Origin of the sequence: Haliea sp. E17, from assembly GCF_048323675.1 — a bacterium.
GTDB lineage: Bacteria > Pseudomonadota > Gammaproteobacteria > Pseudomonadales > Halieaceae > Mangrovimicrobium.
In genome coordinates, this window is the sequence record NZ_JBLWFK010000002.1 from 818564 (window position 1) to 843419 (window position 24856).

Sequence of the window (24856 nt, forward strand, 5' to 3'; positions counted from 1 at the left end):
GGCCCCGTCAGCTTGCCGCCAGTTCCGCCGCCTCGTCCACATCGACGCTCACCAGGCGCGATACCCCGGGCTCGTGCATGGTGACGCCGAGCAGGTGATCCGCCTGTTCCATAGTGATCTTGTTGTGGGTGATAAAAATAAACTGCACCTTACCAGACATCTCCTTCACCATGCGCGCGTAGCGGCCGGTGTTGGCGTCGTCCAGCGGCGCGTCCACCTCGTCCAGCATGCAGAAAGGCGCCGGATTGAGCTGGAATATCGAAAACACCAGCGCGATCGCGGTCAGCGCCTTTTCGCCGCCTGACAGCAGGTGGATAGTACTGTTCTTCTTGCCCGGCGGTCGCGCCATGATCGCGATGCCGGTGTCGAGCAGGTCGTCGCCAGTCATTTCCAGGCTCGCTGAACCGCCGCCGAAGACCCGCGGGAAAAGTTCCTGCAGGCCGCTGTTAACCTTGTCGAAGGTATCCTGGAAGCGGCTGCGGGTTTCCTTGTCGATCTTGCGGATGGCCGCCTGCAGGGTATCCAGCGCGCTCTCCAGGTCTTCGTTCTGGGAATCCAGGTAGGTCTTGCGCTCGGACTGCAGGGTGTACTCGTCGATGGCGGCGAGGTTGATCGGCCCTAGGCGGGCGATGCGCGCGGCCACTTTTTCCAGCCGCTCCTGCCACTCCCCCTGCGCTGCCTCTTCGGGCATTTCGGCGAGCACAGTGTCCAGGTCCTGGTCCGCGTCGCGCAGCTGGCGCTGGATGTTATCGATCTGCACCTGCAGGCTCTGGCGGTTGATCCGCCGCTGTTCCAGTTCGCTGCGCACGCTCTGCGCGCGGTGCTCGATGGTCGCCCGCTGCTGCTCGCATTCGCGCAGCTGGTGTTCGACCTCGGACACCGCCTGGCGGGCCTCGGTCAGTTCGGCCTCGGACTGCAGGCGCAGCTCCAGCTGGGCTTCCAGTTCCTGCTCCAGCCCGTCCAGCGGCGAATCGTTTTCCTGCATCCCGGCGCGCAGCCGTTCGCTGCGCTCGCGCAGTTGCCCCACCTGCCCCTCGGTGCGCTCGATGGTGTCGCGCATGGCGCTCACCTGGGTCTGCAGGGACTGGTGGCGCATCGCCGAGTGGTGGGCGGTGTCCTTGTCGTGGCGCGCCTTCTGGCGACAGGCGTCGAGGCTGTTGCGGGCCTCGTCGCGGGCGGTGAGCAACTCCTCGCGCTGGCGGGAGTCGGTTTCCATGCTCTCGATGGCCTCCGCCAGCAGCTGGCGGGCCTCGGCCACGGATTCCTGCTCCTGGCGAAACTGTTCGTGGGCTTCCTGGATATCCGCGTTGATGCGCTCGCGGCGCGCGGTTACCTGTTCATATTTTGCTTCCAGCGCAGAGCGCTTCGCGCCGAGGTCGGCGTGCTCGCGGGTTACCGACTGCAGCTCGCGCTGGCTTTGTTCGCGCTGGGATTCCAGCTGGGCCAGGGTTTCCTGTGCGGACTGCAGGGCCGCCTCCAGTTCCTCTTCCTCTGCCGCGGCGGATTCGAGTTGCTGTTCCAGTTCTTCCAGCTGCTGCTGGCGCTGGATCACCCCGCCCTGCTGGTCCTCACCGCGGGCTACCCGCAGCCAGTTGGGACCGAGCCAGATGCCCTCGCGGGTGACTACCGATTCGTGGGGCGCCAGCGATGCGCGCAGCGCCAGTGCCTGGTCCAGGTCGTCCGCCGCCTTGATGCCCTGCAGCAGCGCGCTGGCGCGGCCGCCGCTGCGCACCCGCGCGGCGAGATCATTGCCCCCGGCGGGCAGGTCCGCGCCGGCTTCCACCAGTACCAGGCGGCCTTTTTCCAGGCTTGCGAACAGGTTGCCGAGGCTGCCGAGGTCATCGACGCACACGGCCTGCAGGTAGTCGCCGAGCACGGTTTCTACCGCGTGCTGCCAGCCCTCATCGACCTGCAGCTGTTCCAGCAGGCGCGGCTTGTCGTGCAGCTGGCGCTCTTCCAGCCACGCACCCACGCCCTGGCTGGAGTCTTCCCGCGCCGCCTGCTGCAGTGCCTCCAGGGACGCCTGGCGGCCGCGCAGTTGCTGGCTGCGCGAGCGCAGCTCATTGAGCCGGTTGGAGGCACTGGCGCTGCGCTCACGGGCGTCGCTGATGCCGGCGGCGAATTCCTCGGCCCGGCCGCCGTGCGCCTCCATCTGCATTTCCAGTTCCGCCAGCTGTTCCGCCAGCATTTCGAGTTCGCCGTCGTCGCCACCACTGCCGAGGGATTCGCGCTCCGCCTCGAGTTGGACGCTGCGCCCCTGGATACGCTTCAGCACCTGCTCCAGGTGCTGGATCCGCGATTGCTGGACCTCGGCCTGCTGCCGCGGCGCGGCCGCGGACTGGTTGAATTCATCCCACTTCTGCTGCCACAGGTGCATCGCCTCCTCGGCCTGCACCAGCGCTTCGGCGGAGCTCTCTTCCAGCTCCTGCAGCATGGCCAGTTCCGGCTCCAGGGCCTGGGCTTCCTCTTCCCACGCGGCGAGCTTGTCGCGGTCCGTGGCGAACTGGGATTCCGCCTCTACCAGGCTTTCCTCGGTCTGGGCGAGGTCTTCGGCGAGCTGGCGGCTGCGCTCCTTCTGGTGGCGGATGGTCTGCTCGATGCGGGCCACTTCCGAGCCCAGTGAGTAATAGGTGGCCTGCACCTGGTTGAAGGCATCGGTGCGGTCGGTGTGTTCGACCCGGTGCTGCTCGATGGCGGTGTCCACTTGCTGGTGCTCGGCGTGTACCGATTCCAGCTTGACTTCCAGCTCGCCGATCGCCTGCGCCAGTTCACGGATCTGGCCGTCCAGCTCGCGCCACTGCAGGGCCATCAGCTGGGCCTTCAGGCTGCGCTCCTCGGCCTTGTACTCGCGGTACTTTTCCGCCGCCTGCGCCTGCCGCTGCAGGTGCTGTAACTGACGGCCCAGTTCGTCGCGCAGGTCGGTCAGGCGCTCGAGGTTTTCCAGGGTGCGGCGCATCCGGTTCTCGGTTTCCTTGCGCCGTTCCTTGTACTTGGAAATACCCGCGGCTTCCTCGATGAAGACGCGCAGTTCCTCCGGCTTGGACTCGATCAGGCGGGAGATCATGCCCTGCTCGATGATCGCATAACTGCGCGGGCCGAGACCGGTGCCGAGGAAAATGTCGGTGATGTCGCGGCGCCGGCAGCGGGCGCCGTTGAGGTAGTACTCGGACTGGGATTCCCGGGATACCTGGCGCTTGACGGAAATTTCCGCATAGCGGGCGTACTCGCCGCCAACACTGCCGTCGCTGTTGTCGAAGATCAGTTCGATGGAGGCCTGGCCGACCGGCTGGCGGTTCACCGAGCCGTTGAAGATGACGTCGTCCATGGACTCGCCGCGCAGGTTCTTGGCGGAGCTCTCGCCCATCACCCAGCGCACGGCGTCGATAACATTGGATTTTCCGCAGCCGTTGGGACCGACTACAGCGCACATATTGCTGGGCAGGTTCACTGTCGTGGGGTCCACGAAGGATTTGAAACCCGCCAGCTTGATAGACTTCAATCGCATCTAGCTTTAATAACCCGCTGCATCCCTCTGTTTTTTATAGATTTTTTGCGATTTTTACGCCAAAAACCCGTCCCGACAACCACAAGATATAGTGTATAGACTTTAATCTGGTAACACTATGCCTGAACGGAAAAAAGCCGGCAAGCGGCGCCCGCAAGGGTCATCAGGACTGCGGATTGGGCTGCAGGGTGATCGCGACCGGCACGCCAGAATCGTCCGGGACCAGCGGGCCGGCCTGCCCCAGCCAGCTGGCCTTGGCCGCCCCCGGGGTGCCGTCCGGCGATACCTGGACCTCGACCAGCACACTGGCGAAACTGGATATTTTCTGACCAGCCATGCTGTTGCCATCGTCGAGCCGCAGGGTCAGGGGCAATTGCCCGGCAGTGAGGCGCTGTACCGCGATCGGCATGCGGCTGTTGCCGGCGCCGTCGCGGGCCAGCACAAACACTGTCGCGGCGGGGTTGACGCTGGCCCCCGCGGGCAGGTTCACCTGTACCGTTACCCCGGCCGAAGTCTCCGCCGCGGCGACGGCATCCGCCGGCGCAGCTTCCGCCACCGGCTCGCCGAGCCGGGCCCGGGCGGTGCCGATCACCTCGCTGATCATCTGGTGGTTGGGCGAGCCCGGGGGCTCGACGGCCAGCAGGCGCTCCCAGTACGTGATAGCCGCGCGGTACTGCTCCTGCTCGAAGGATGCCATACCCAGCAGGCCCAGGGCAGTGCGCTGGTGCGGGTTGATCGACAGCGCGCGTTCGGCCTGCAGGCGCGCCGTGTCGCTGAGCTGGCGCCCGGCCGCCAGGTAGCTGGCCTGGGCGGCAAAGGCCTGCACCATGGCGTCCCCTGGAGCGGCCTCGCTGAGGGCATCGAAATAGCGGGCGGCGCGGGCGTAATCCTGGTCCTGCATGGCGAAACGGCCCAGCAGCATCGCGTATTCGAGGTTGTCCGGCCGCTGTTCCGCGCGCCGCTCGATGGCGTCCATCAGTGAGTCCAGTTGCGCCGGACTGCTCTGTTCGTCGAGGCTGTTGAGCTGCTGCGCAATCCGAACGTCCGGCGCCGCGCCGAGGGCGAAATACAGCAGGCCGCTGAACAGCGCCACCAGCGGCAGCAACAGCCAGGCGCGGAAACGGCTGACGGCGAGAGTGGCCCCGCTGCTGTCCGCGGCGCCGCCCTGCTCCGCGTCCTCCAGCAGGCGCAGCTTGATATCCTCGACCAGGGCCGCGTCCGTGTCGCCTTCCAGCTCCCGGCGCCGCAGGTGGTACCACTGGCGACTGGCGTCGCGGCTGTCGCCGGAGGCGTGCCTGCCCGCCATCGGCACCAGCAGGAACACTGCACAGAGTGCGAGCAGCAGCCCGCAGGCGATATAGAATCCGCTCATTGTGCCTGCTCCTCGTCCCGCAGCAGCTCATCCAGGCGCTGGCGCTCGTTCGCACTCAGGCCACCGCTCTCCACGCGCTCCCTGCGCCGCAGCGACAGCCAGGCCACCGCGGCGGCCAGCACCAGCAGCAATACCGGCGCCAGCCACAGCAGTGCAGTGGCGCCGGCGAAGCGCGGGCGGTAGCGCACGAATTCACCGTAACGGTCGACCATGTACTTGCGAATCTCGTCGTCGCTGGCGCCGCCCTCCAGCTGCAGGAACAACTGCTTGCGCAGGTCCTGGGCAATGGGCGCATTGGAGTCGGCGATGTTCTGGTTCTGGCACTTGGGACAGCGCAGCTCCTGGCTCAGCGCGTGGTAGCGCTGCTCTAGCTGTGGCTCGCTGAAATCATAGGTCTCGATGACCGCCAGCGCGGGCAGGCAGACCAGCATCAGGAGCGCGGCAACCAGGGGCTTCACAATACGCCTCCGGAGCGCAGCTGGTCATACAGGGGTTTGAGCACCTCGTTCCAGACCCTGGCATCGACTACGCCGACATGCCGATAACGCACCAGTCCCTGCGCGTCCACGAGGTAGGTCTCCGGCGCGCCGTAAACCCCGAGGTCCAGGCCCAGGCTGCCCTCGCGATCAGCTATGGTCGCCTTGTAGGGATCGCCCAGTTCCGCCAGCCAGCGCTGCGCGGCGCCGTCATCGTCCTTGTAATTGATACCGTAAATGGTCACGCCGCGCGCGGCCAGTTCGGTGAGGAAGGGATGCTCGACCCGGCAGGTGATGCACCAGGTCGCCCAGACGTTGAACAGGGCCACCTCGCCGGTCACCGCGTCCCGGTCGAGGGTGCCGCCGCCCAGCGCGTCGAGTGAAAACGCGGGAAGCGGCCGGTCGATCAGCGCCGAGGGCAGCTCCTGCGGGTCCAGTTGCAGTCCGCGCACCAGGAAGGCGGCGAGGACGGCGAACAGGATCAGAGGCAGGAATAACTTAAGCCGCGCCGGCATGCGCACCCTCCAGTGCCTGTGTCCTGCGCTCCGGCTGCATGCGGTAGCGGCGATCGAGGACCGTGGTAAATCCGCCCAGGGCGATCAGGATCGCACCCAGCCACATCCAGCGCACCATGGGTTTGTAATGCAGGCGAATCGCCCAGGCGCCGCCGTCGCCCACCGGTTCGCCCATGGCGACATACAGGTCGCGGAACAGGCCGGCGTCGATGGCGGCCTCGGTCATCACCGAGCCACTGGCCAGGTAACGGCGTTTCTGCGGGGCCAGCCGGGCGATCTCGCGGCCCTCGACCAGCACGGTGAAGCGCGCCTCGTCGGCGACGAAGTTGGGTCCGCGCAGGTTGGCGAGGTCGTCGAAGCGGAATTCATAGCCGGCCAGGGTCTCGCTGTCCCCCGGCGACATCTTGAGGTCGCGCTCGATGGCATACTGGCTGGTAGCGACGACGCCCACTACACAGGCAGCGAAACCGAGGTGGGCGATGACCATGCCCCAGTAGCTGGGGGACAGGCGGCGCAGCCCGCGCGCGGCGCTATCGGCGAGGCGCACCCGGTAGATGAGGTCTCTGGCCAGGCCCAGCACCAGCCAGCCGGCCAGCAGCACGGCCAGCGCCACCCAGATATTGAACTCGCCGCCGAGCAGCGGCAACAGCAGCGCGCAGCCCAGCGCGATAACGCCCGGCAGCAACAGCTCACGCAGCCAGCGCGCGCTGCTGTCCTGCTTCCAGCGCGACACCGGGCCGACACCCATGAAGGGCACCAGCAGCGCCATCAGGGGCACGAACACGGCATTGAAGTATGGCGGCCCGACCGAGTACTTGCCCTGCCCCAGCGCATCCATGATCAGGGGGAACAGGGTGCCGAAGAGCACGGTGAGCGTGGCCACCAGGAAGACGATATTATTCAGCAGCAGCAGGGTTTCCCGCGATACCCAGGCGAAACTCACCCGACTGCTGACCGCCGGCGCGCGCAGGGCGTAGAGCGTCAGGGAACCGCCGACCACGATGCCGAGGAACACCAGGATGAACATGCCCCGCGCCGGATCGGTGGCGAAGGCGTGCACCGAGGTCAGCACACCGGAGCGCACCAGGAAGGTTCCCAGCAGGCTGAGGGAAAAGGCGAAGATCGCCAGCAGCACGGTCCAGCTCTTGAACAGGCCGCGCTTCTCGGTCACCGCCAGTGAATGCACCAGCGCGGTACCGGCCAGCCAAGGCATGAAAGACGCGTTTTCCACCGGGTCCCAGAACCACCAGCCGCCCCAGCCCAGTTCGTAGTAGGCCCACCAGCTGCCGAGCATGATGCCGAGACTCAGGAAGCCCCAGGCGACGTTGGTCCAGGGCCGCGACCAGCGCGCCCAGGCCGCGTCGAGGCGCCCGCCCAGCAGTGCGGCGATGGCGAAGGCAAAGGCCACGGAAAAGCCGACATAGCCCATGTACAGCAGCGGCGGGTGGATAATCAGCCCCGGGTCCTGCAACAGCGGGTTGAGGTCCGCGCCGTCCGCGGGGATTCCGGGCAGCATGCGGGCAAAGGGATTGGACGTTAACAGGGAGAAGGACAGGAAGCCCACCGCGATCGCCCCCATCACCGACAGCACCCGCGCCAGCACCACCAGCGGCAGTTGCCGGCTGAACAGCGCCACCGCCGAAGTCCAGAAGGCCAGCACCAGCACCCACAGCAGCAGCGAACCCTCGTGGTTACCCCACACGGCACTGAACTTGTAGATGGGTGGCAGCAGCGAGTTGCTGTTGTTGGCCACCAGGGACACGGAAAAGTCGTCCTGCAGGAAGGAAATCGCCAGGCAGGTGAAGCTGATGCCGACAAAAACCAGCATGCCCAGCGCCAGGCCCGGCGCCAGTTCCATCGCGCCGCGGTTGTTGCGCCAGGCGCCCCAGGCGGGCACCACGGCCAGCACCAGGGCCAGCGCCAGGGCGAGAATCAGGGAGAAGTGCCCGAACTCGGGAATCATTGGCCGTACCCCTCTGGCTTGCCGCCGGAACGCTCCAGTGCCTCGGCCACTTCCGGAGGCATGTAGTTCTCGTCGTGCTTGGCCAAGACCTCGGAGGCGACCAGTACGCCGTCTTCACGCAACTGGCCGGCCGCCACCGCACCCTGCCCTTCGTCGAACAGGTCGGGCAGGATACCCACGTAGACGACCGGGACCGTGGCGGCATAATCGGTCAGCTCGAAGCGCACTTCGAGGCTGTCATTGCTGCGCTGGACGCTGCCGTCCACCACCATGCCGCCCACCCGGATGGACTGGCCCAGCGGGGCCTTGCCGGCGGCCACTTCGGCGGGCGGGAAAAACAGGTTGATATTGCCGCGCAGGGCGTAGGCCACCAGGCCGATGGCGACAGTGGAAAAAAATACCAGGAACAGGACCAGGTACAGGCGCTGTTTGCGCACCGGATGCATCAGCTACCTCCACCACTCGGGGTGTGCGCGCCGGCACGGCGCAGTTCTCCACTGATATCGCGCAACAGGCGGCGCCGGCGACGCAGGGGAATTATGAGCACCGAGGCCACCACCAGCAGGGCCATGGCGTAGGCTGCCCAGACGAAGCCGCCGTGTCCATCCATTTGCAGGAGCGCGTGGAAATCCTCGAAATACATTCGGCCAGCCTACCCCGCCACGCCCGGCAGCATCTTGCGCACCCAGTTGGCGCGCCGCTCGCGGTGCAGTATTTCAGCCCGCATGTTGAGCAGCAGGGCACAGGCGAACAGGGCGTAGAATGCGATGATCATCAGCAACAGTGGATACAACATGCTTGCGTGAATACTGGATTCGCCGGTGAATTTTATAGAGGCGGGCTGATGCAGACTGTACCACCAATCCACCGACTTGTAGATGATGGGAATGTTAACCGTACCCACAAGGCTCAATACCGCGCAGGCCTTGCCCGCGGCTTCCTTGTTGTCGAAGGCCTCGTAGAGCGCCACCACGCCGAGGTAGAGGAAGAACAGTACCAGCATCGAGGTGATGCGCGCGTCCCATACCCACCAGGTACCCCAGGTCGGCTTGCCCCAGATGGCGCCGGTGACCAGCGCGAGAAAGGTAAACGCCGCGCCCACCGGTGCGCAGCACTTCATGGCCACATCGGCCATTTTCATTTTCCAGATGAGGCTGATGGCGCCTGCGGTGGCCATGACGTAATAGCCCGCCAGCGCCACCACCGAGGCGGGCACATGGATATAGATAATCCGGTAGCTGTTGCCCTGGCGGAAGTCCGGCGCGGTGAACAGCAGGCCCCAGACCGCCCCGCAGACCAGCGCGAGGAGGGTCGCGGGCAACAGGAAACGCAGGATTGCTCCGGAGATCGCGTAGAGCCAGGGAGGGGAACCGAGTTTATGGAAGAATGTCCACATAGCGCGTTGGATTATACCGGGGCCGCTTGGCCGGACAACTGAAAACTACCGCCTTGCTCAGGCATCGATGCTGATCCTCAATCCCGCCGCGATGGCGAATGGCGCGAGCGCGATGGACAGGCAGAGCATCGCGCCGAGAATTGCCAGGTGCGGTCCGACGGGAAACCCCTCCGCCGCGGCCCGCACCGCCGCGCTGCCAAAAATGAGCACCGGAATATAGAGCGGCAGAATCAGCAGCGAGATCAGCACCCCACCCCGCTTCAGCCCCACGGTCAGCGCCGCCCCGATCCCGCCGACCAGGCTGAGCACCGCGGAACCCAGCAGCAGGCTGGCGAACAGGGTCGGCAGGGCCGCGCCGGGTAGTCCCAGCATCAAACCGAACACCGGCGAGGCGATGGCCAGCAGGACCCCGGTCACCAGCCAGTGCGCGACCACGTAGGCGAGCACAGAGAAATACAGCGGCTGTGGCGATAACAGCAGCTGTTCGAGGCTGCCGTCATCGAAATCGCTGCGAAACACCGTATCGGAGGTCAGCAGGCTGGACAGCAGGGCGATGATCCACAGGATACCGGGCGCAAAGGACGCCAGCCGGGCCGGGTCCGGCCCGAGGCCGAGCGGGAACAGGGCCACCACCATCAGGAAGAACAGCAGGGGATTGGCGACCCCGGCGGGCCGGCGCAGGGCCAGCACCAGCTGCCGCTGCAGCAGGCGCCGGCAGAACGTGGGCGTCGACAGCCCGCTCACTGGCGCAGCCCCTCGCGCAGGCACAGCCGGTACAGGACGTCGACCGGCCGCAGCGCCTGGTGCGAGGTGAGAACCACACAGCCCCCCTGCCGCGCGTGTTCGGCGAACACCTGTTCCAGCGCAGCGACACCGTCGACGTCGATGGCGGTGAAGGGTTCATCCAGCAGCCACAGGGGGCTGTTACTGAGGTAGAGCCGCGCCAGGCTGACCCGGCGCTGCTGCCCGGCAGACAGGTTGTGGCTCGGCACATCCTCGTAGCCGAACAGGCCGACCCGTTCCAGCGCCGCATCGATCGCGGCCAGCGGGTAATCGCCCTCGCCCGCCGCGTGCCAGGCGAGATTCTCGCGCGGCGTCAGCAGGCTTTTTACGGCGGGCTGGTGCCCGAGGAATAGCAGGGGCGCGCAGCGCTCCACCGCGCCGTCGAAACCGTAGCGGGACAGGCCGGCGAGAATCCGTAACAGGCTGGTTTTACCCGCGCCGTTGACGCCCTCGACCTGCACCAGCTGGCCGGGCCGTAGTTCGAAACTGAGATCGCGGAACAGCTCCCGCCCGCCGCGGGACAGACCCAGCCCCTGTGCGCGTAACATCACCGGGGCTGCGGCCTGATTCGTCAGAGGTTCACCACATTGACGACGGGGATGTGCAGGCTGGTGTCGATCTGTTCGGCCCGCAGGCTGCGGAAGTCGAACAGCTCGCCATCGGCCAGCTGCGAGGGCGCGACGTTGGCAATACTGCGGAAAATGGTCTCGGTGCGCCCGGGGTACTGGCGCTCCCAGTCGAGCAGCATCTTCTTCACTTCCTGCCGCTGCAGGTTTTCCTGCGAGCCGCAGAGGTTGCAGGGAATGATCGGGAAGGCCTTGTAATCGGCGTAGCGGACGAGGTCTTTCTCCCGGCAGTAGGCCAGCGGGCGAATGACCACGTTCCGCTTGTCGTCGGAAAGCAGCTTGGGCGGCATGGCCTTGAGGCTGCCCTGGAAGAACATGTTGAGGAACAGGGTCTCGACGATGTCGTCCCGGTGGTGGCCCAGCGCGATCTTGGTCGCACCGATGTCCTGGGCAAAACCGTACAGGCTGCCGCGGCGCAGGCGCGAGCACAGGCCGCAGGTGGTTTTGCCCTCGGGCACCACTTCCTTGACGATGCTGTAGGTGTCCTTTTCCAGGATGTAATAAGGAACACCTATATCTGTCAGGTAGGCCGGCAGCACATCCTCGGGAAAACCGGGCTGCTTCTGGTCGAGGTTGACGGCCACCAGCTCGAAATTCACCGGGGCGCTCTGCTGCAGGTTCATCAGGATATCCAGCATGGCATAGGAATCCTTGCCGCCGGACAGGCACACCATGACCTTGTCGCCCTCCTCGATCATGTTGTAATCGACGATGGCGTTACCCACGTTGCGCCGCAGGCGTTTCTGCAGCTTGTTGAACTCGGTTTTTTCCTTGCGTGACAGTTCGCGCACGTTGCTGGCCGTTAGTACTTGATTTGGCGGGCATTTTACTTGCTGGGTGGCGGTGGGGTCCAGTGGTAAGAGTTCTCACCAACTGCATTCGGACTATCTGTTGCTCCCCCCCGGGTACCTCAGGCTCTTTCGGTGCCATGAAATCGGGCCAGAGCGTGTGGTATTGCCTCGCCGGGACCGCCAAAAAGCGCACATCCATGTGCAGGCTCGGCCTCCCGGAGCGCCGGCCGGGCCCTCCATGGCCTCGGACGCCCCGTCGAGGCAATACCACACGCTCTGTCCCTCGCTCCGCACTCAAGATTCCACGCTTTACCTTTTTTGCAGGATTGACTCACCACATGGTTTCGGATTTTGCGCAACGGGTAGGAGTGGATACGGAAAAGGGCCGGTCGAAAACGTCTGAGGCCATGGATGGCCGAAGCCGAGCTGCCAGGGATGGCGCTTTTGCGGTTTTCGACCGGCCCTTTTTCGTAGCCGCGCCGGGACTCTCGCACACAACCCTGCCCACCCTGCAGACCAACGCAGATTTCAGAAACGGAGTGTCATTTCGCAGCAAATTTGGACATACAGAAGGACTATCGGGAACACCTTGTATTTTCAGCGGAATGCTCACACAATGTGCGCCCCGAAAACCCCCACCGATCCACCAACGAGGAATCGAATCCGATGAAAGCACCCGTACGTGTGACCGTCACCGGAGCGGCAGGCCAGATTGGCTACGCACTGCTCTTCCGTATCGCCTCCGGCGCCATGCTCGGCGACGACCAGCCCGTAATCCTGCAACTGCTGGACATCACCCCCGCCATGGAAGCCCTCGAAGGCGTAAAAATGGAGCTCGAGGACTGTGCGTTCCCGCTGCTGGCCGGCATCGTCTGCACCGATGACCCGAACGTCGGCTTCAAGGATACCGATTACGCACTGCTGGTCGGCGCCCGTCCCCGCGGCCCCGGCATGGAGCGCAAGGACCTGCTGGAAGCCAACGCCGCGATCTTCTCCGTACAGGGCAAGGCGATCGACGAGAACGCCAGCAAGAACATCAAGGTGCTGGTTGTCGGCAACCCCGCCAACACCAATGCGCTGATCACCCAGCGCAATGCGCCGAGCATCGACCCGCGCAACTTCACCGCGATGACCCGTCTGGACCACAACCGCGCCAAGACCCAGATCGCGCTGAAAACCGGCAAGACTGTCAACGACGTGACCAACATGACCATCTGGGGCAACCACTCCGCCACCCAGTACCCGGATCTGTTCAACGCTGTGGTAGACGGCCAGAAGGCCATCGACCTGGTCGACCAGGCATGGTACGAAGGCGAGTTCATCCCCGTGGTACAGCAGCGCGGCGCGGCCATCATCAAGGCCCGCGGCGCGTCTTCTGCCGCCTCTGCCGCCAATGCCGCCATCGATCACATGCGCTCCTGGGCGCTGGGCACCGAAGGTGACGACTGGGTTTCCATGGGCGTCTACTCCGACGGTTCATACGGCATTACCGAAGGCCTGATCTACTCTTTCCCCTGCCGCTGCAAGGACGGCGCATGGGAAATCGTGCAGGGCGCGGAAGTCGGCGAATTCAGCCAGGCCAAGATGAAGGCCACCGAGCAGGAACTGGTCGAGGAGCGCGACGCGGTTCAGCACCTGCTGCCGTAAGCGCCCAACGCTACAGCAAAGGCGTCACTTCGCAGGAAGTGGCGCCTTTTTTGTGTTTCGTTGGCTCAGGGGTTATCCCGCCGAGCGCGAACCAGAACATCCCTGCTGGAACACGCCAAAAAGCGCACATCCATGTGCAGGCTCGGTCGGCGACGTCCTGTCGCCTCACGGTTCCAGCAGGGATGTTCTGGCTCACACTCTACCTTTCGCACCCTGTCAAAAACCCGGTGACTAGCCGAAACCTACACACATGGACTTGCCGCGTGAATACTGCTCTAATGCGGCACCATGAGTGACCCCGCCCCCACCAGGAACTATCACCACGGCAACCTGCGCGCCGAGTTGATCGATACTGCCATCGCCCAGCTGGATGAAGGCGGTGTCGAGGACCTCAGCCTGCGGGCGCTGGCCCGTGCCGTCGGGGTATCCCAGACCGCGCCCTACCGCCACTTTGCGGACAAGGGCGAGCTGCTGGCGGCGATCGCGGCGAAGGGTTACCGCGACCTCTTCCAGTCCCTGAGCGAAGCCCGCGAGGCGGCCGGAGCGTGTCCCAACGGCCAGATCAGGGCGCTGTCGCAGGCCTATGTGCAGTACGCGGCGGACAAGCCGCAGATGTTCAAGCTGATGTTCGGCCCGGCGGTACAGCCCGCGGCGCGTTACCCGGAACTGCGCGAAGCCAGCCGGCAGACGCTGCAGCTGGTGCAGCAGATCATCCTGCAGGGCATTTCCGAGGGGCTCTACGTGCAGGACGCGGACCCGATGTACCTGGCCAACGCGGCCTGGGCCAGCATCCACGGGCTGGCGACCTTGCGGGTCGATGCCCCGGAGCTGTTCGAGCGGCATATCGACCTCGGCAAGCAGATTGAACTCGGGGCGAAGACCTTTATCGCCGGCATCAGCCGGAGCTGATCCCGCCCGACCGCTACAGTTCCCGCAACACAGCCACCGGCGGTGTCGTCACTACCCGGCGCGCGCTGTAGACCCCCAGCACCCCGATCAGCAAGCCACCCGCGGCAAGGCCCAGCGGCCACAGCCAGGGCGAGGGTGTGTAGCGCATATCCAGCGCGATTACCTGCAGCAGGGCCACGGCGATCTCCGCGGCCCCCACCGCCAACAGGCCGGCGCACAGGCCGAGGGCGATGAATTCGATGGCCAGGGCGCCCAGCAGCAGGCCGCGGCCGGCGCCGAGGGCGCGCAATACGGCGCCCTCCTGCATGCGGGTGTCCATGCTGGCCTGCACCCCCGCCACCAGCACCAGCGCCCCGGTGGCCAGGATCACCAGCAATACCAGTTCCACTGCCGCCGAGACCTGGTCGACGATGCCGCGCACTTCGTTGATCACCTCGTCCATTTCGATCACCGTGACCGTCGGGAAGCGGTGCAGCAGCTGGTTCAGGAACAGCTTGTCGCGGGCGGCCAGGTGGAAGCTGGTCATGAAGGTTGCTGGGAAGCGCTCCAGCAGTCCCGGTGGAAACACCAGGAAGAAGTTGGGCCGCATCGACTCCCAGTCCAGCGCGCGCAGGCTGGCGACGGTGACGTCCAGGGACTGCTCGCCGATGCGCAGGCCCAGGCGGTCGCCCACCTCGAGCCCCATGCGCTCGGCGTAGTCGCGCTCCACCGACACCTGCGCTTCCGCACTGCCCTCCTCCCACCACTGCCCGGCGACCAGTTCATTGCCCTCGGGCAGGGTCGCCGACCAGGTCAGGTTACTCTCGCGCTGGTGCGCTTCGCCTTCGGCGACCTCGTCCGCGGAGGGCAGCGCCACGCCGTTGATCGACATCACCCGTCCGCGCACCATGGGGAACAGGGGCTGGCTCGGGATCTGCCGTTGATCCAGCATCGCGCCGAAGGCCGCCTGCTCGTCCGCGGCGATATTGATGGCAAAGTGATTGGGCGCGTCGGCGGGCAGTTGCATGCGCCACTCCTCGAGCAGCGAGGTGCGCACCAGCACGAGGACCAGCACCAGCATGATGGCCATGCCGAATACCACCACCTGCAGGGCATTGGCGGCGCCGCGCCGCTGCAGGTTGGCAAGCCCGAGACGCCACAGGCTGCCCGCGTGCATCCCCAGCATGCGGCCGCCGCGCAGCAGCATGAGGGCGCCGGCGAAGCCCAGCAGTACCACCATGCCGAGCCCCGACACCACCGCCAGGGTCAGCTGCCAGTCGCGGCAGTACCAGAGCATCAGGCCGCAGACCGCCAGCAGGCCGACCAGGTAATCGGTGGTGGAATGCCGCAGGGCGTGGGGCATATCCCGGCGCAGCACCCGCAGGGGGCTGGCAAGGGTAAGCCGGCGTATCGGCGGCCAGGCGAAACTGAGAATGCAGACCAGCGCGGTGGCGCCGCCCACCAGGTAGGGCTGCAGCCCGGAATCTCCGGGCAGAATCGGTAGCTGTGCCGCAAACAGCCGGAAGAACAGCGCCTGCATGCCCCAGCCGAGGCCACAACCCACAGCAGTGGCCAACAGTGCGAGCATCATCAGGCTGCGCCCGTAGAGCCAGCTTATATCGGCCGCGGTGGCGCCGAGGCTCTTCATGACGGCGACATAATCCGTGTGCCGCTCACTGAAACGACCCGCCGCCAGGGCGATGGCGACGCCGGCGAGGACCACCCCGAGGCTTCCCGCCAGCAGCAGGAAGCGCTCCGCCCGCTCCAGCGCGCTGCTGACCCGCGGCTGGCCGTCCTCCAGGTCCAGCAGGCGCTGGCCGGGTTCCAGCCGGGGCAGCAGGGAGGCCTTGAACTGTTCGAGCAGCTCCGGTGGACCCGCATACAGCTGGCGGAATTCGACCCGGCTGCCGGGCTGGACCACGCCGGTCGCGGCAATATCGTCGATGTGCATCAGGGCCCGCGGGCCGTAGCCAAAATTGCCCGCGCCCTGGTCCGGTTCGCCGCGGACGCTGCCGCTGACGCGCAGGCTGGTATCGCCCAGTTCAACGCGGTCCCCCACCGCTACGCCCAGCAGCGGAAACAGGCGCGAATCCAGCCAGACCTCCCCGGGAGCCGGCCCGCTACTGGCCACCACGCTCTCGCCGAAGGGCACGCTGGAAAAGCGCAATTCACCGCGCAGGGGGTAACCGGCGGATACCGCCTTGACCGAGGCGAGGTGCATGGCGTCGCCGGCGCCGAACAGCATCGAGGGAAAGCTCAGGGTGCGCGCCGTCGCCAGTCCTTCTGCCCTGGCCTCGTCCAGCCAGGCCTGCGGCGCCGGAGTCCCCGAGCGCAGCACCATGTCCGCCGCCAGGAAGCGGTGGCTCTCCTGTTCCAGCGCCGACTGCAGGCGGCTGGTGAATACACTTATCCCGGTGACCAGGCCCACCGCCAGTACCAGCGCCATCGCCAGCACACCCAGCTCCCCACCGCGCCATTCCCGCGCCAGCATGCGCGTCGCCGCCATCGACATCTCAGGCGGCCTCGACGATGGCGCCGGCGTCCAGCGTGATGCGCTGTTCGCAGCGGGCGGCGAGTTTTTCGTCGTGGGTCACCAGCACCAGCGTCGTGTTCTCTTCGGCGTTCAGGCCGAACAGCAACTCGATCACCTTCGCCCCGGTGGCGGTGTCCAGGTTTCCGGTGGGCTCGTCGGCGAAGAGGATCGCCGGGCGCGCGGCAAAAGCCCGGGCGATGGCCACACGCTGCTGCTCGCCGCCGGACATCTGCCGGGGATAGTGCTGCATCCGAGGGGCGAGACCGACCCGCTCGAGAAAATGCTCCGCCTGCTGCCGCGCGTCGGACTGGCCGCGCAGTTCCAGCGGCAACATGACATTTTCCAGCGCGGTCAGGCCGGGCAATAACTGGAAGGCCTGGAACACGAAACCGACGGAGCGGGCGCGGAAGCGGGCCCGCCCGTCTTCGTCCAGCGCACCGAGATCCTGGCCATCGACCACGACGCTGCCCGCGCTGGGCTGGTCCAGGCCCGCCAGCAGGCCCAGCAGGGTGGACTTGCCGGATCCGGAGGCGCCGACGATGGCGACCGAGTCGCCCCCCTTGATTTCCAGAGTTATCCCTTTCAGTATCTCCAGCTCGCCACCGCCGATAGATACCTTTTTGCGAAGATTTTCAGCCTTGATCATGCAGACTTTTTCCTACCTCGTTACCGCCCGGCGAAGCCTGCCGACCGTGTTTTTCCTCTTGTGCCTGGCCGCCGCCAGCCACGCCAGGGCCACTACGCTGCTGGTGCTCGGTGATAGTATCAGCGCCGCCTATGGTATGTCTCTGGAACAGGGCTGGGTCAGCCTGCTGGCCACGGAATTGCCGGACACCGAAGTCGTCAATGCAAGCATCAGCGGCGAAACCACCGGCGGTGCCCTGCGCCGCCTGCCCGAACTGCTCGAGCGGCACCGCCCGGATGTCGTCCTGATCGAACTCGGCGGCAATGACGGCCTGCGCGGCTACCCCATAAAGACCCTGCGCGAGAACCTGGGTTCCCTTGCCACCCTGTCGCAGGAGGCGGGCGCCCGGGTGCTGCTACTGCCCATGCATATTCCGCCGAACTACGGCCGCCGCTACAGCGAAAGTTTTCACCAGAGCTATGCGGAGGTAGCCGATGCCACCGACAGCCAGCTGGCGCCTTTTATCCTCGACGGCATTGCGACCCAGGCCTCACTGATGCAGGGCGATGGCATCCACCCGCGCCCGGAAGCACAGCGCCAGATGCTGGACAATGTATTGCCGGCCATCCGCGAGGTACTGCCGTGAAGCACGCTGAATCCGAATCCCGGCGCCTGCAGCGCCTCGACCGGGAACTGGTCTGGCACCCCTATGCCGCCTCGCCCCCGCGCGGAGAAATCTTCCCGGTTACCGGCGCCAGTGGCGTGCGCCTCACCCTGGCGGACGGTCGCGAGCTGATCGACGGCATGGCCTCCTGGTGGTGCGCCATCCACGGCTACAACCACCCGGTCCTGAACCGCGCGGTCCAGCGGCAGTTGCAGGACATGGCCCATGTCATGTTCGGCGGCCTCACCCACCCCCCCGCGGTCAAGCTGGCCGAGCTGTTGGTGCGCCTGACACCAGAACCCCTGGAGCGGGTGTTCTTCTCCGACTCCGGTTCGGTCGCGGTGGAAGTGGCCCTGAAAATGGCGGTGCAGTACCAGTTCGCCCGCGGCATGCCGCGCAAGCAGAAAATGGTCGCCCTGCGCGGCGGCTACCACGGCGACACCTTCGGCGCGATGTCGGTATGCGATCCGGTAACCGGCATGCACCACCTGTTCGGCGAGGTCCTGGCGCGCCAGCACTTCGTTGCGGCGCCGGAGACGCCCTTCGGCCAGCCCTGCCCGGAAGCGGAAATGCGCGAGATCTCCGACCTGCTGGCGGAACACCACGACGAAATAGCCGCGGTGATCCTGGAGCCCGTGGTGCAGGGTGCGGGCGGGATGCATTTCTACTCCGCCGACTACCTGCGCAAACTTCGCGCCCTCTGCGACGCCTTCGACGTCCTGCTGATCTTCGATGAAATCGCCACCGGTTTCGGCCGCACGGGCAAACTGTTCGCACTGGAACACGCGCAGGTCGCTCCCGACATCCTCTGCCTCGGCAAATCCCTGACCGGCGGTTACATGACCCTCGCGGCCACCCTGTGTAGCGAAGAGATCGCTACTACCATCAGCCAGGGCGAAGGCGGCGCCTTCATGCACGGCCCGACCTTCATGGGCAACCCCCTGGCCTGCGCCACCGCCATCGCCAGCATCGAGCTGCTGATCTCGCAGCCCTGGCAGCGGGAAGTCCAGCGCATCGAGAGGGCCCTGCAGGAAGGACTGGCGCCGGCCCGCAGCCTGGCGCAGGTGACCGATGTGCGCTGCCTCGGCGCCATCGGCGTGATCGAACTGAAGCAGGCGGCGGACCTCGCCACGGTACAGGCGAAATTCGTCGAACACGGCGTGTGGGTGCGGCCCTTCGGCCGGCTGGTGTACTGCATGCCGCCCTTCATCATGAACGATGCGGACATCGCCCGCGTCACCGCGGCAATGGTGGCGGTGGTCAGCGAGCTGTAGGCAGCCCGACCATCCCCTGCATATAGGTGACCGCCCGGCCGGACATCAGCACCCTGGCGCCACGCAGTTCGCAGTCCAGTTCCCCGCCGCGCGCGGAAATCTGCCGCGCCCGCAGATGGCTTTTGTCCAGTTGCCGCGCCCAGTAGGGTACCAGTGCGCAGTGGGCGGAACCGGTGACCGGGTCCTCGTCGATACCGATGCGCGGCGCAAAAAAGCGCGAGACAAAATCGCAGTCCTGCCCCGGCGCCGTGGCGATGACATTGCTCTCGCAGGCGGTTTTCAGGGCCCCGAAATCCGGGGCCAGCGCTGCTACATCGGCCTGGCTGGCGTAAACCAGCACCAGCTTGGAGCCGCCCGCGACCCGGCAGGCGGCCTGCGGTACCGGGCTGCCCAACACTGCGGCAATGGTCCTGTCCACGGCAACTGCTTCCAGGTCGTAGGCGGGAAAGTCCAGGGTGATCGCGCCGCCGCTGCGCTGCACCCGCAGGGCCCCCGAGCGGGTGTGGAAGACCAGGGCCTCCCCGGCATAAGCCAGGTGTTCGATGAGCACGTGGGCGGTGGCCAGGGTCGCGTGGCCGCAGAGATCGACCTCCGCAGCAGGCGTGAACCAGCGCAATTCGTAGTCCGCCCCCCGGGCAACGAAAAACGCCGTCTCCGGCAGGTTGTTCTCCGCGGCAATAGCCTGCATCACCCCGTCGTCCAGCCACGCTTCCAGCGGCATGACTGCCGCCGGGTTGCCGCCGAAAAGCGCCGAGGTAAAAGCGTCCACCTGGTAGATGGGATATTGCACGAGCGTCTCCCGTTTTGCGCGTTGTGCCAAAAGAAGCGCTTTACTATAGTGGCTGCTACGCTCCAGCGACAGTGAAAACGACGATCCGATGTCCACCCGAGAACAGAGTGCCCTGCAGCGCAAATACTACGAAGTGATCTTCGGCACGGAGACACCCGCGGGCAAGTGGTTCGACCTGATCCTGATCGCCGTCATCCTGAGCAGCGTGCTGATCATCCTGATGGACTCCATTCCCCGCTACCACAGCGCCTACGGCACGGCGTTCCTGCGCATCGAGTGGTGTTTCACCGCCATTTTCACCATCGAGTACCTGCTGCGCCTGTGGTGCGTACCCAACCGCAAGGGCTACGCCACCGGTTTCTACGGCGTGGTGGACCTGCTCGCCCTGCTGCCGACCTACATTTCCCTGCTGGTACCGCAGGCGGCGCCCCTGCTGATCATCCGCCTGCTGCGCATCCTGCGGATCTTCCGGGTCCTGCGGCTGCTCGCCCTGCTCGACGAGGCCAACGACCTGGCCGGCGCGCTGCGGCGCTCGGCGCGCAAGATCTTCGTCTTCTTCACCATCATGATCATGCTCGCGACCATCTTCGGCTGCCTGATCTACGTGATCGAGGGGCCGGAACACGGCTTCAACAACATCCCGCACAGCATCTACTGGGCCATTGTCACCATAACCACGGTGGGCTACGGTGACGTGACCCCGCAGACGCCGCTCGGCCAGGTACTCTCCTCCATCGGTATGCTCATCGGCTATGCGGTGATCGCGGTACCCACCGGCATCGTCACTGCGGAAATGACCCGCTCGCAGTTGAAGGACCGGGCAATGCGCCTGCGCAATTCCCGCAACTGCACCACCTGCGCCGCGGTGGAAGTGGACCCCGAGGCCTATTACTGCAGGAAGTGCGGCAGCCTGCTGCCGCCGCCGGGCCATGCCGCGCCGGCACCGGTGGAACCGGCCAGCGACGGATGAAGGATGCCTTTCCCCGTGCACGGCGGGACTGCACAGTAACCACCCGGTCAAACCAGCGGGGACGACATGTTTGATTACGGCGAAGCCTGCCCTATCTCGATGGCCACCTCGGTGCTCTGTGAGCGCTGGACCCTGCAAATCGTGCGCGAGCTGTTTTTCGGTTCTACCCGCTACTCGGAAATCCAGAAATACATTCCCAACCTGTCGCCCTCCCTGCTGCGCGACCGACTGCGCTTCCTCGAAGAGCAGGGCATCGTGCTGCGCAAGCGCTGCGGCTCCGGCAACCGCTTCGAATACCACCTGACGCCCTCCGGCAAGGCGCTGGCGCCGGTACTGACCGAACTGGGGCGCTGGGGTATGCGCTACGCCAGGGAAGGTATGACCGACAAGCAGAACACCATCTCCGGCCTGATGCGGGATTTTGCCGGCGGCATCAATGTCGAGGAACTGCCCTCGGGCGACACTGTCGTGCAGTTCCACCTGACCGACCTCAAGGACGACCCGAAGCGCTATATCTACATCCGCGACGGCGTCGTCCAGGAATGCGCCCAGGACATGGGTTTCGAGGTGGACGTCTACATCACTTCGACCCTCCCCACCCTGACCCGTGTCTGGTACGGTGAAATCGATATCCACCGCGCCATCGACGCGGGCCTGGTCAAGCTGGTCGCCCCGCCGGTGTACCAGAACAACCTGCGCCGCTGGCTCGGCATCAGCTCGTTTGCCACCGACAACCCGCGCATCTTCGCCAGCTGAGTTACTTCAGATTCTGTAGCGGCTTGCTACAGTTTTTGCCGTACCCGGCAGCGCCGCCCCTCCCTAGACTTGCCTGCAACCGGCCAATACCGGTAGCGGAAAACGAACTGGAAGGAGCACACAGCATGAATAACGAAACCACAGACCTCATTATCGTCATGACCAAGGGCATCTACGACGAGGTGTCTTCGGTGGGCCTCACCATCGCCAACGGCGCGCTGACCTCGGGCAAGACCGTCGGGCTGTTTCTCACCAGCAGCGCCATCGACCTGGTGCGCAGGCGGGGTATCGAGCACACCCACGTGGCGCCCATGGACAGCCTGAAGAGCCTGCTCGAGGACTTCATGGCCCGCGGCGGCGACGTCTGGGCCTGCCCGCCCTGCACCACGGCGCGCGGCTACGACCAGGACAGCCTGATCGATGGCGTGGTCATCCACGGCGCCAGTGTCATCATGGAGCGTATCGGCAAGGGAGCCGCCACCCTGACGTTCTAGAATGCACGCGTGCAATATGCAGCGCAGGGGCCGGCACCCGGCCCGGTTCCTGCCCTGCCCCGGCACCGGCTCCGGGCACTGGCACACTGCGGCCCGTGAATGAAAACAGGCTCGCAAGACACTTCGGGATGTAGTGTCGACCGCCGACTTATGCCTTAATATGCCCCCATAACAACTGAATTCCGGCCTGAGCCGGGACCGACGATACCAAGTCAAGCAGGGGCACCTCTATGAAGAACTTCAACAAGGCGGTGCTGGCCACCGCGGTTTGTCTCGCCACATCCGCAAGTTGGGCCCAGTCCACCCTCGAAGAGGTCGTAGTGACTGCGCAAAAGCGCACGGAGAACGTCCAGGACGTTCCCATCGCCATCAGCGTGTTCTCGGCGGAGAACATTGAGGATCTCTCCGCCCGCAACCTGACTGACCTCGGCCGCTTCACTGCAGGTGTGGAGATCGTTAGCCTGGAAACCCTGCAACCCACTTACTCGATTCGCGGCATCGAGACCAACGACTGGACCGTCGGCTCTGACCCCGCCATCGCGGTCTACATCGACGGAGTCTACGCCGCCCGGGGCGCCGGCGCGGAAGTCGCGCTGGTCGACCTGGCGCGTATCGAGGTCCTCAAGGGCCCCCAGGGCACCCTGTTCGGCCGCAACGCCACCGGAGGTGCGATTCACCTGATCACCGAGAAACCGGTCTTCGAGCAGGAGGGCCGGGTAAAACTCTCGCTCGGCAACTACCAGCGGGTGGACGGCGAGGTCACCTGGAACCAGCCGCTGACCGACGACCTGGCGCTGCGCGTGGTCGCCTTCTCCCGGCAGCGCGACGGCTTCGTCGAGAACCTCGGCGACGAGGACCTCAACAACGAGGACAAGCAGTCCATCCGCGGCAGCCTGCTGTGGAACGCCTCGCCGGATACCGAGGTGCTCTGGCGGGTCGAGTACAGCGAACTCGACCAGCACTCCGCCGCCCACCAGACCCTGATCCCGCCGGTATTCGAGAACGCCAACCCCGGCCGCAAGTACTCCGACTTCGGCAAGATCCACACGGATTACATCAACCTGGAAAAACGCGAGCTGTTCGCCACCTCCCTGGAGATCAACCACAGTATCGGCGACAAGACATTCACCTCGATCACCGCCTGGCGGGAATTCGAGACCGAATTGGACGAGGACCTGGACGGTTCCAACAACCTCGATTATCAATTCGATTCCAACAACCCGGAGGAGAACGACTACTTCTCCCAGGAGTTCCGCCTCACCGGGGCCAGCGAGCGCCTGAAGTGGACGGTGGGCGGCGTCTACTCCCGGGAGCACGTGTCGCATGAGACCACGGCTATCTTCAATGTCAGCACCCTGGAGAGTTTCGCCTGGGCGGAGTTGCTCAAGGGCGCGGGATCGACGACCTCGGATACCTTCCTGTCCAACTTCGCCGGCCAGAGCCAGGAAGACCTGGACTACCTCGCCGGCCTGACCAACACGGAAATCGAAGTGCTGCTGCCGGACTTCCGTGCCCAGCAGCAGGCGATCGGACGCGACGGTATCGCCGCATCGTCCTTCGTCTGGGCCTTCCTCGCCGACCAGGGCACCCTGGGCCTGTTCGGTATTTCGGAAAACCCCCTGGTGGGTATCTTCACCCAGATCCTGCCGGACCTGCAGCCGCGCATCGCCGCGTACGAACCCTGGATCGAAACCGTCGACTCCTCCGGCACCTACGCCAGCTACGCGGTCTACGGTGACGCCACCTACAGCCTCACCGACAACCTGAACCTCTCCGCTGGCCTGCGCTACACCTACGACGACAAGGAGTTCAGCCTGTACACGGCCTACCAGAACACCATCGTCGGCGCGCCCTTCGGCCTCGCCTTCTACAACAACGGCCAGCCGGTGCTGGACGCCACCCAGTCCGACACCTGGGACAACCTCTCCGGCCGGCTGGTGCTCGACTACGTGGCGGATGATGACCTGATGTTCTACGCCAGCGTCGCCACGGGCTTCAAGTCCGGCGGTTTCAACAGCCTCAACTTCGGCCCGGACATCGACACCTCCTATGACGAGGAAAAGGTTATCAACTACGAACTGGGCATGAAAAGCCAGTTCCTCGACAACACCCTGCAGTTGAACGTCTCCACCTTCTTCTATGACTACGAGAACCTGCAGGAGCTCAAGCTGCTGGGCCAGCCGGTGCCCTCCTACAACCTGCGCAACTCCGACGCCGAGGGCTACGGTGCGGAATTCGAGGGCTTCTGGCTGGCGACGGACAACCTGACCCTGTCCGGCAACTACAGCTGGTTGAAAACCGAGTACACCAAGTTCCGCATCCTGGAGGCCGCCGGAGAAACCGAAGAGGATGACCTGACCGGCGATCCGCGCGTCGGCACCCCGGAGAACAAGTTCAACCTCTCGGCGGAATACCGCATCGGGCTGGGCGACTTCGGCGACCTGATCCCGCGACTGGATTACACCTGGAGCGGCAAGCGGGTGGAAAGCCTCACCGACCCGACCCGCGAGGTGGATTCCTTCTACCTGCTCAACGCCCGCCTGACCCTGCAGCCCGAGGGCGGCGACTGGGCAGTAGCCCTGTGGAGCACCAACCTGACCGACGAGGAAGTGTTCGGCGCGTTCGGGGACAACGGCGACGCAGTCGGTTCGCTGACCGGTGCCCGCCTTCCACCGCGCATGTACGGAGCTGACTTTATCTATAATTTTTAATTAGTTAAAAAACATACTTAATCTTACTAATAGGATTAAGAGGGCCCGCCGGCGGGCATATTCACTGCCGCCGGCGC

General features: G+C 65.3%; 22 protein-coding genes. 8 read left to right on the top strand and 14 right to left on the bottom strand.

Annotation, left to right across the window (positions count from 1 at the left end; translation table 11 throughout):
- Positions 1 to 7: 7 nt before the first annotated feature.
- From smc to ttcA, 11 genes are all read right to left on the bottom strand, one after another.
- Positions 8 to 3505, bottom strand: a complete 3498-nt coding sequence (smc, locus tag ACNKU3_RS06795; RefSeq protein WP_418258661.1) for a chromosome segregation protein SMC — start codon at positions 3503 to 3505, stop codon at positions 8 to 10.
- A 163-nt stretch (positions 3506 to 3668) separates the two neighbouring features.
- Positions 3669 to 4877, bottom strand: coding sequence for a c-type cytochrome biogenesis protein CcmI (gene ccmI, locus ACNKU3_RS06800; RefSeq protein WP_418258662.1), 1209 nt, complete (start codon positions 4875 to 4877; stop codon positions 3669 to 3671).
- Entirely contained in the window at positions 4874 to 5335 is a 462-nt protein-coding gene (locus tag ACNKU3_RS06805) for a cytochrome c-type biogenesis protein (protein WP_418258663.1), read from the bottom strand. Before ACNKU3_RS06805 ends, ccmI begins: the two co-directional genes overlap by 4 nt.
- Complete coding sequence (locus tag ACNKU3_RS06810; protein WP_418258664.1) at positions 5332 to 5868, bottom strand: DsbE family thiol:disulfide interchange protein; 537 nt, start codon at positions 5866 to 5868, stop codon at positions 5332 to 5334. The genes ACNKU3_RS06805 and ACNKU3_RS06810 overlap by 4 nt, the downstream gene beginning before the upstream one ends.
- Complete coding sequence (locus tag ACNKU3_RS06815; RefSeq protein ID WP_418258665.1) at positions 5852 to 7831, bottom strand: heme lyase CcmF/NrfE family subunit; 1980 nt, start codon at positions 7829 to 7831, stop codon at positions 5852 to 5854. The genes ACNKU3_RS06810 and ACNKU3_RS06815 overlap by 17 nt, the downstream gene beginning before the upstream one ends.
- Positions 7828 to 8277 carry a cytochrome c maturation protein CcmE gene (gene ccmE / locus ACNKU3_RS06820; protein WP_418258666.1) on the bottom strand — a complete coding sequence of 150 codons (450 nt, stop codon included), beginning with the start codon at positions 8275 to 8277 and terminating at the stop codon, positions 7828 to 7830. The genes ACNKU3_RS06815 and ccmE overlap by 4 nt, the downstream gene beginning before the upstream one ends.
- The gene (gene ccmD, locus ACNKU3_RS06825; protein ID WP_418258667.1) at positions 8277 to 8474 is read right to left on the bottom strand and encodes a heme exporter protein CcmD; all 198 of its coding nucleotides are present in this window, start codon (positions 8472 to 8474) and stop codon (positions 8277 to 8279) included. Before ccmD ends, ccmE begins: the two co-directional genes overlap by 1 nt.
- Before the next feature lie 9 nt (positions 8475 to 8483).
- Positions 8484 to 9227, bottom strand: a complete 744-nt coding sequence (locus tag ACNKU3_RS06830) for a heme ABC transporter permease (protein WP_418258668.1) — start codon at positions 9225 to 9227, stop codon at positions 8484 to 8486.
- Between the two features lie 57 nt (positions 9228 to 9284).
- Positions 9285 to 9971 (bottom strand): heme exporter protein CcmB, encoded by a 687-nt coding sequence (ccmB, locus tag ACNKU3_RS06835; protein WP_418258669.1) that lies wholly within the window; start codon positions 9969 to 9971, stop codon positions 9285 to 9287.
- Positions 9968 to 10558: a cytochrome c biogenesis heme-transporting ATPase CcmA gene (ccmA, locus tag ACNKU3_RS06840; protein ID WP_418258670.1), complete on the bottom strand. Its 591-nt coding sequence runs from the start codon at positions 10556 to 10558 to the stop codon at positions 9968 to 9970. Before ccmA ends, ccmB begins: the two co-directional genes overlap by 4 nt.
- Positions 10559 to 10581: 23 nt before the next feature.
- Positions 10582 to 11427 (bottom strand): tRNA 2-thiocytidine(32) synthetase TtcA, encoded by an 846-nt coding sequence (ttcA, locus tag ACNKU3_RS06845; protein WP_418258671.1) that lies wholly within the window; start codon positions 11425 to 11427, stop codon positions 10582 to 10584.
- Positions 11428 to 12093: 666 nt separating this feature from the next.
- Here ttcA and ACNKU3_RS06850 point away from each other — a divergent pair.
- Together ACNKU3_RS06850 and ACNKU3_RS06855 are read left to right on the top strand one after the other, a co-directional pair.
- Positions 12094 to 13074 (top strand): malate dehydrogenase, encoded by a 981-nt coding sequence (locus tag ACNKU3_RS06850; protein WP_418258672.1) that lies wholly within the window; start codon positions 12094 to 12096, stop codon positions 13072 to 13074.
- 288 nt (positions 13075 to 13362) lie between these two features.
- Positions 13363 to 13983, top strand: a complete 621-nt coding sequence (locus tag ACNKU3_RS06855) for a TetR/AcrR family transcriptional regulator (protein WP_418258673.1) — start codon at positions 13363 to 13365, stop codon at positions 13981 to 13983.
- A gap of 13 nt (positions 13984 to 13996) precedes the next feature.
- Here the strand turns inward: ACNKU3_RS06855 and ACNKU3_RS06860 are convergent, their stop codons facing one another.
- Positions 13997 to 16468 carry an ABC transporter permease gene (locus tag ACNKU3_RS06860; protein WP_418258674.1) on the bottom strand — a complete coding sequence of 824 codons (2472 nt, stop codon included), beginning with the start codon at positions 16466 to 16468 and terminating at the stop codon, positions 13997 to 13999.
- Between the two features lie 7 nt (positions 16469 to 16475).
- Positions 16476 to 17141, bottom strand: a complete 666-nt coding sequence (locus tag ACNKU3_RS06865) for an ABC transporter ATP-binding protein (protein ID WP_418258675.1) — start codon at positions 17139 to 17141, stop codon at positions 16476 to 16478.
- Between ACNKU3_RS06865 and ACNKU3_RS06870 the strand changes: the two genes are divergently transcribed.
- Both ACNKU3_RS06870 and bioA read left to right on the top strand, forming a co-directional pair.
- Positions 17140 to 17766, top strand: a complete 627-nt coding sequence (locus ACNKU3_RS06870; RefSeq protein ID WP_418258676.1) for an arylesterase — start codon at positions 17140 to 17142, stop codon at positions 17764 to 17766. The two genes, ACNKU3_RS06865 and ACNKU3_RS06870, sit on opposite strands and share 2 nt — an antisense overlap.
- Positions 17763 to 19058, top strand: a complete 1296-nt coding sequence (gene bioA / locus ACNKU3_RS06875; protein WP_418258677.1) for an adenosylmethionine--8-amino-7-oxononanoate transaminase — start codon at positions 17763 to 17765, stop codon at positions 19056 to 19058. Before ACNKU3_RS06870 ends, bioA begins: the two co-directional genes overlap by 4 nt.
- Here bioA and ACNKU3_RS06880 read toward each other — a convergent pair.
- The gene (locus ACNKU3_RS06880; RefSeq protein ID WP_418258678.1) at positions 19045 to 19848 is read right to left on the bottom strand and encodes a PhzF family phenazine biosynthesis protein; all 804 of its coding nucleotides are present in this window, start codon (positions 19846 to 19848) and stop codon (positions 19045 to 19047) included. The two genes, bioA and ACNKU3_RS06880, sit on opposite strands and share 14 nt — an antisense overlap.
- Before the next feature lie 88 nt (positions 19849 to 19936).
- Between ACNKU3_RS06880 and ACNKU3_RS06885 the strand changes: the two genes are divergently transcribed.
- The 4 genes from ACNKU3_RS06885 (at position 19937) to ACNKU3_RS06900 (ending at position 24779) form a co-directional block, all read left to right on the top strand.
- Positions 19937 to 20818: an ion transporter gene (locus tag ACNKU3_RS06885; protein ID WP_418258679.1), complete on the top strand. Its 882-nt coding sequence runs from the start codon at positions 19937 to 19939 to the stop codon at positions 20816 to 20818.
- 66 nt (positions 20819 to 20884) lie between these two features.
- Positions 20885 to 21574: a winged helix-turn-helix transcriptional regulator gene (locus ACNKU3_RS06890; protein WP_418258680.1), complete on the top strand. Its 690-nt coding sequence runs from the start codon at positions 20885 to 20887 to the stop codon at positions 21572 to 21574.
- Positions 21575 to 21699: 125 nt separating this feature from the next.
- Positions 21700 to 22068 (top strand): DsrE family protein, encoded by a 369-nt coding sequence (locus ACNKU3_RS06895; protein ID WP_418258681.1) that lies wholly within the window; start codon positions 21700 to 21702, stop codon positions 22066 to 22068.
- Between the two features lie 230 nt (positions 22069 to 22298).
- Positions 22299 to 24779 (top strand): TonB-dependent receptor, encoded by a 2481-nt coding sequence (locus ACNKU3_RS06900; protein ID WP_418258682.1) that lies wholly within the window; start codon positions 22299 to 22301, stop codon positions 24777 to 24779.
- Positions 24780 to 24856: the final 77 nt, after the last annotated feature.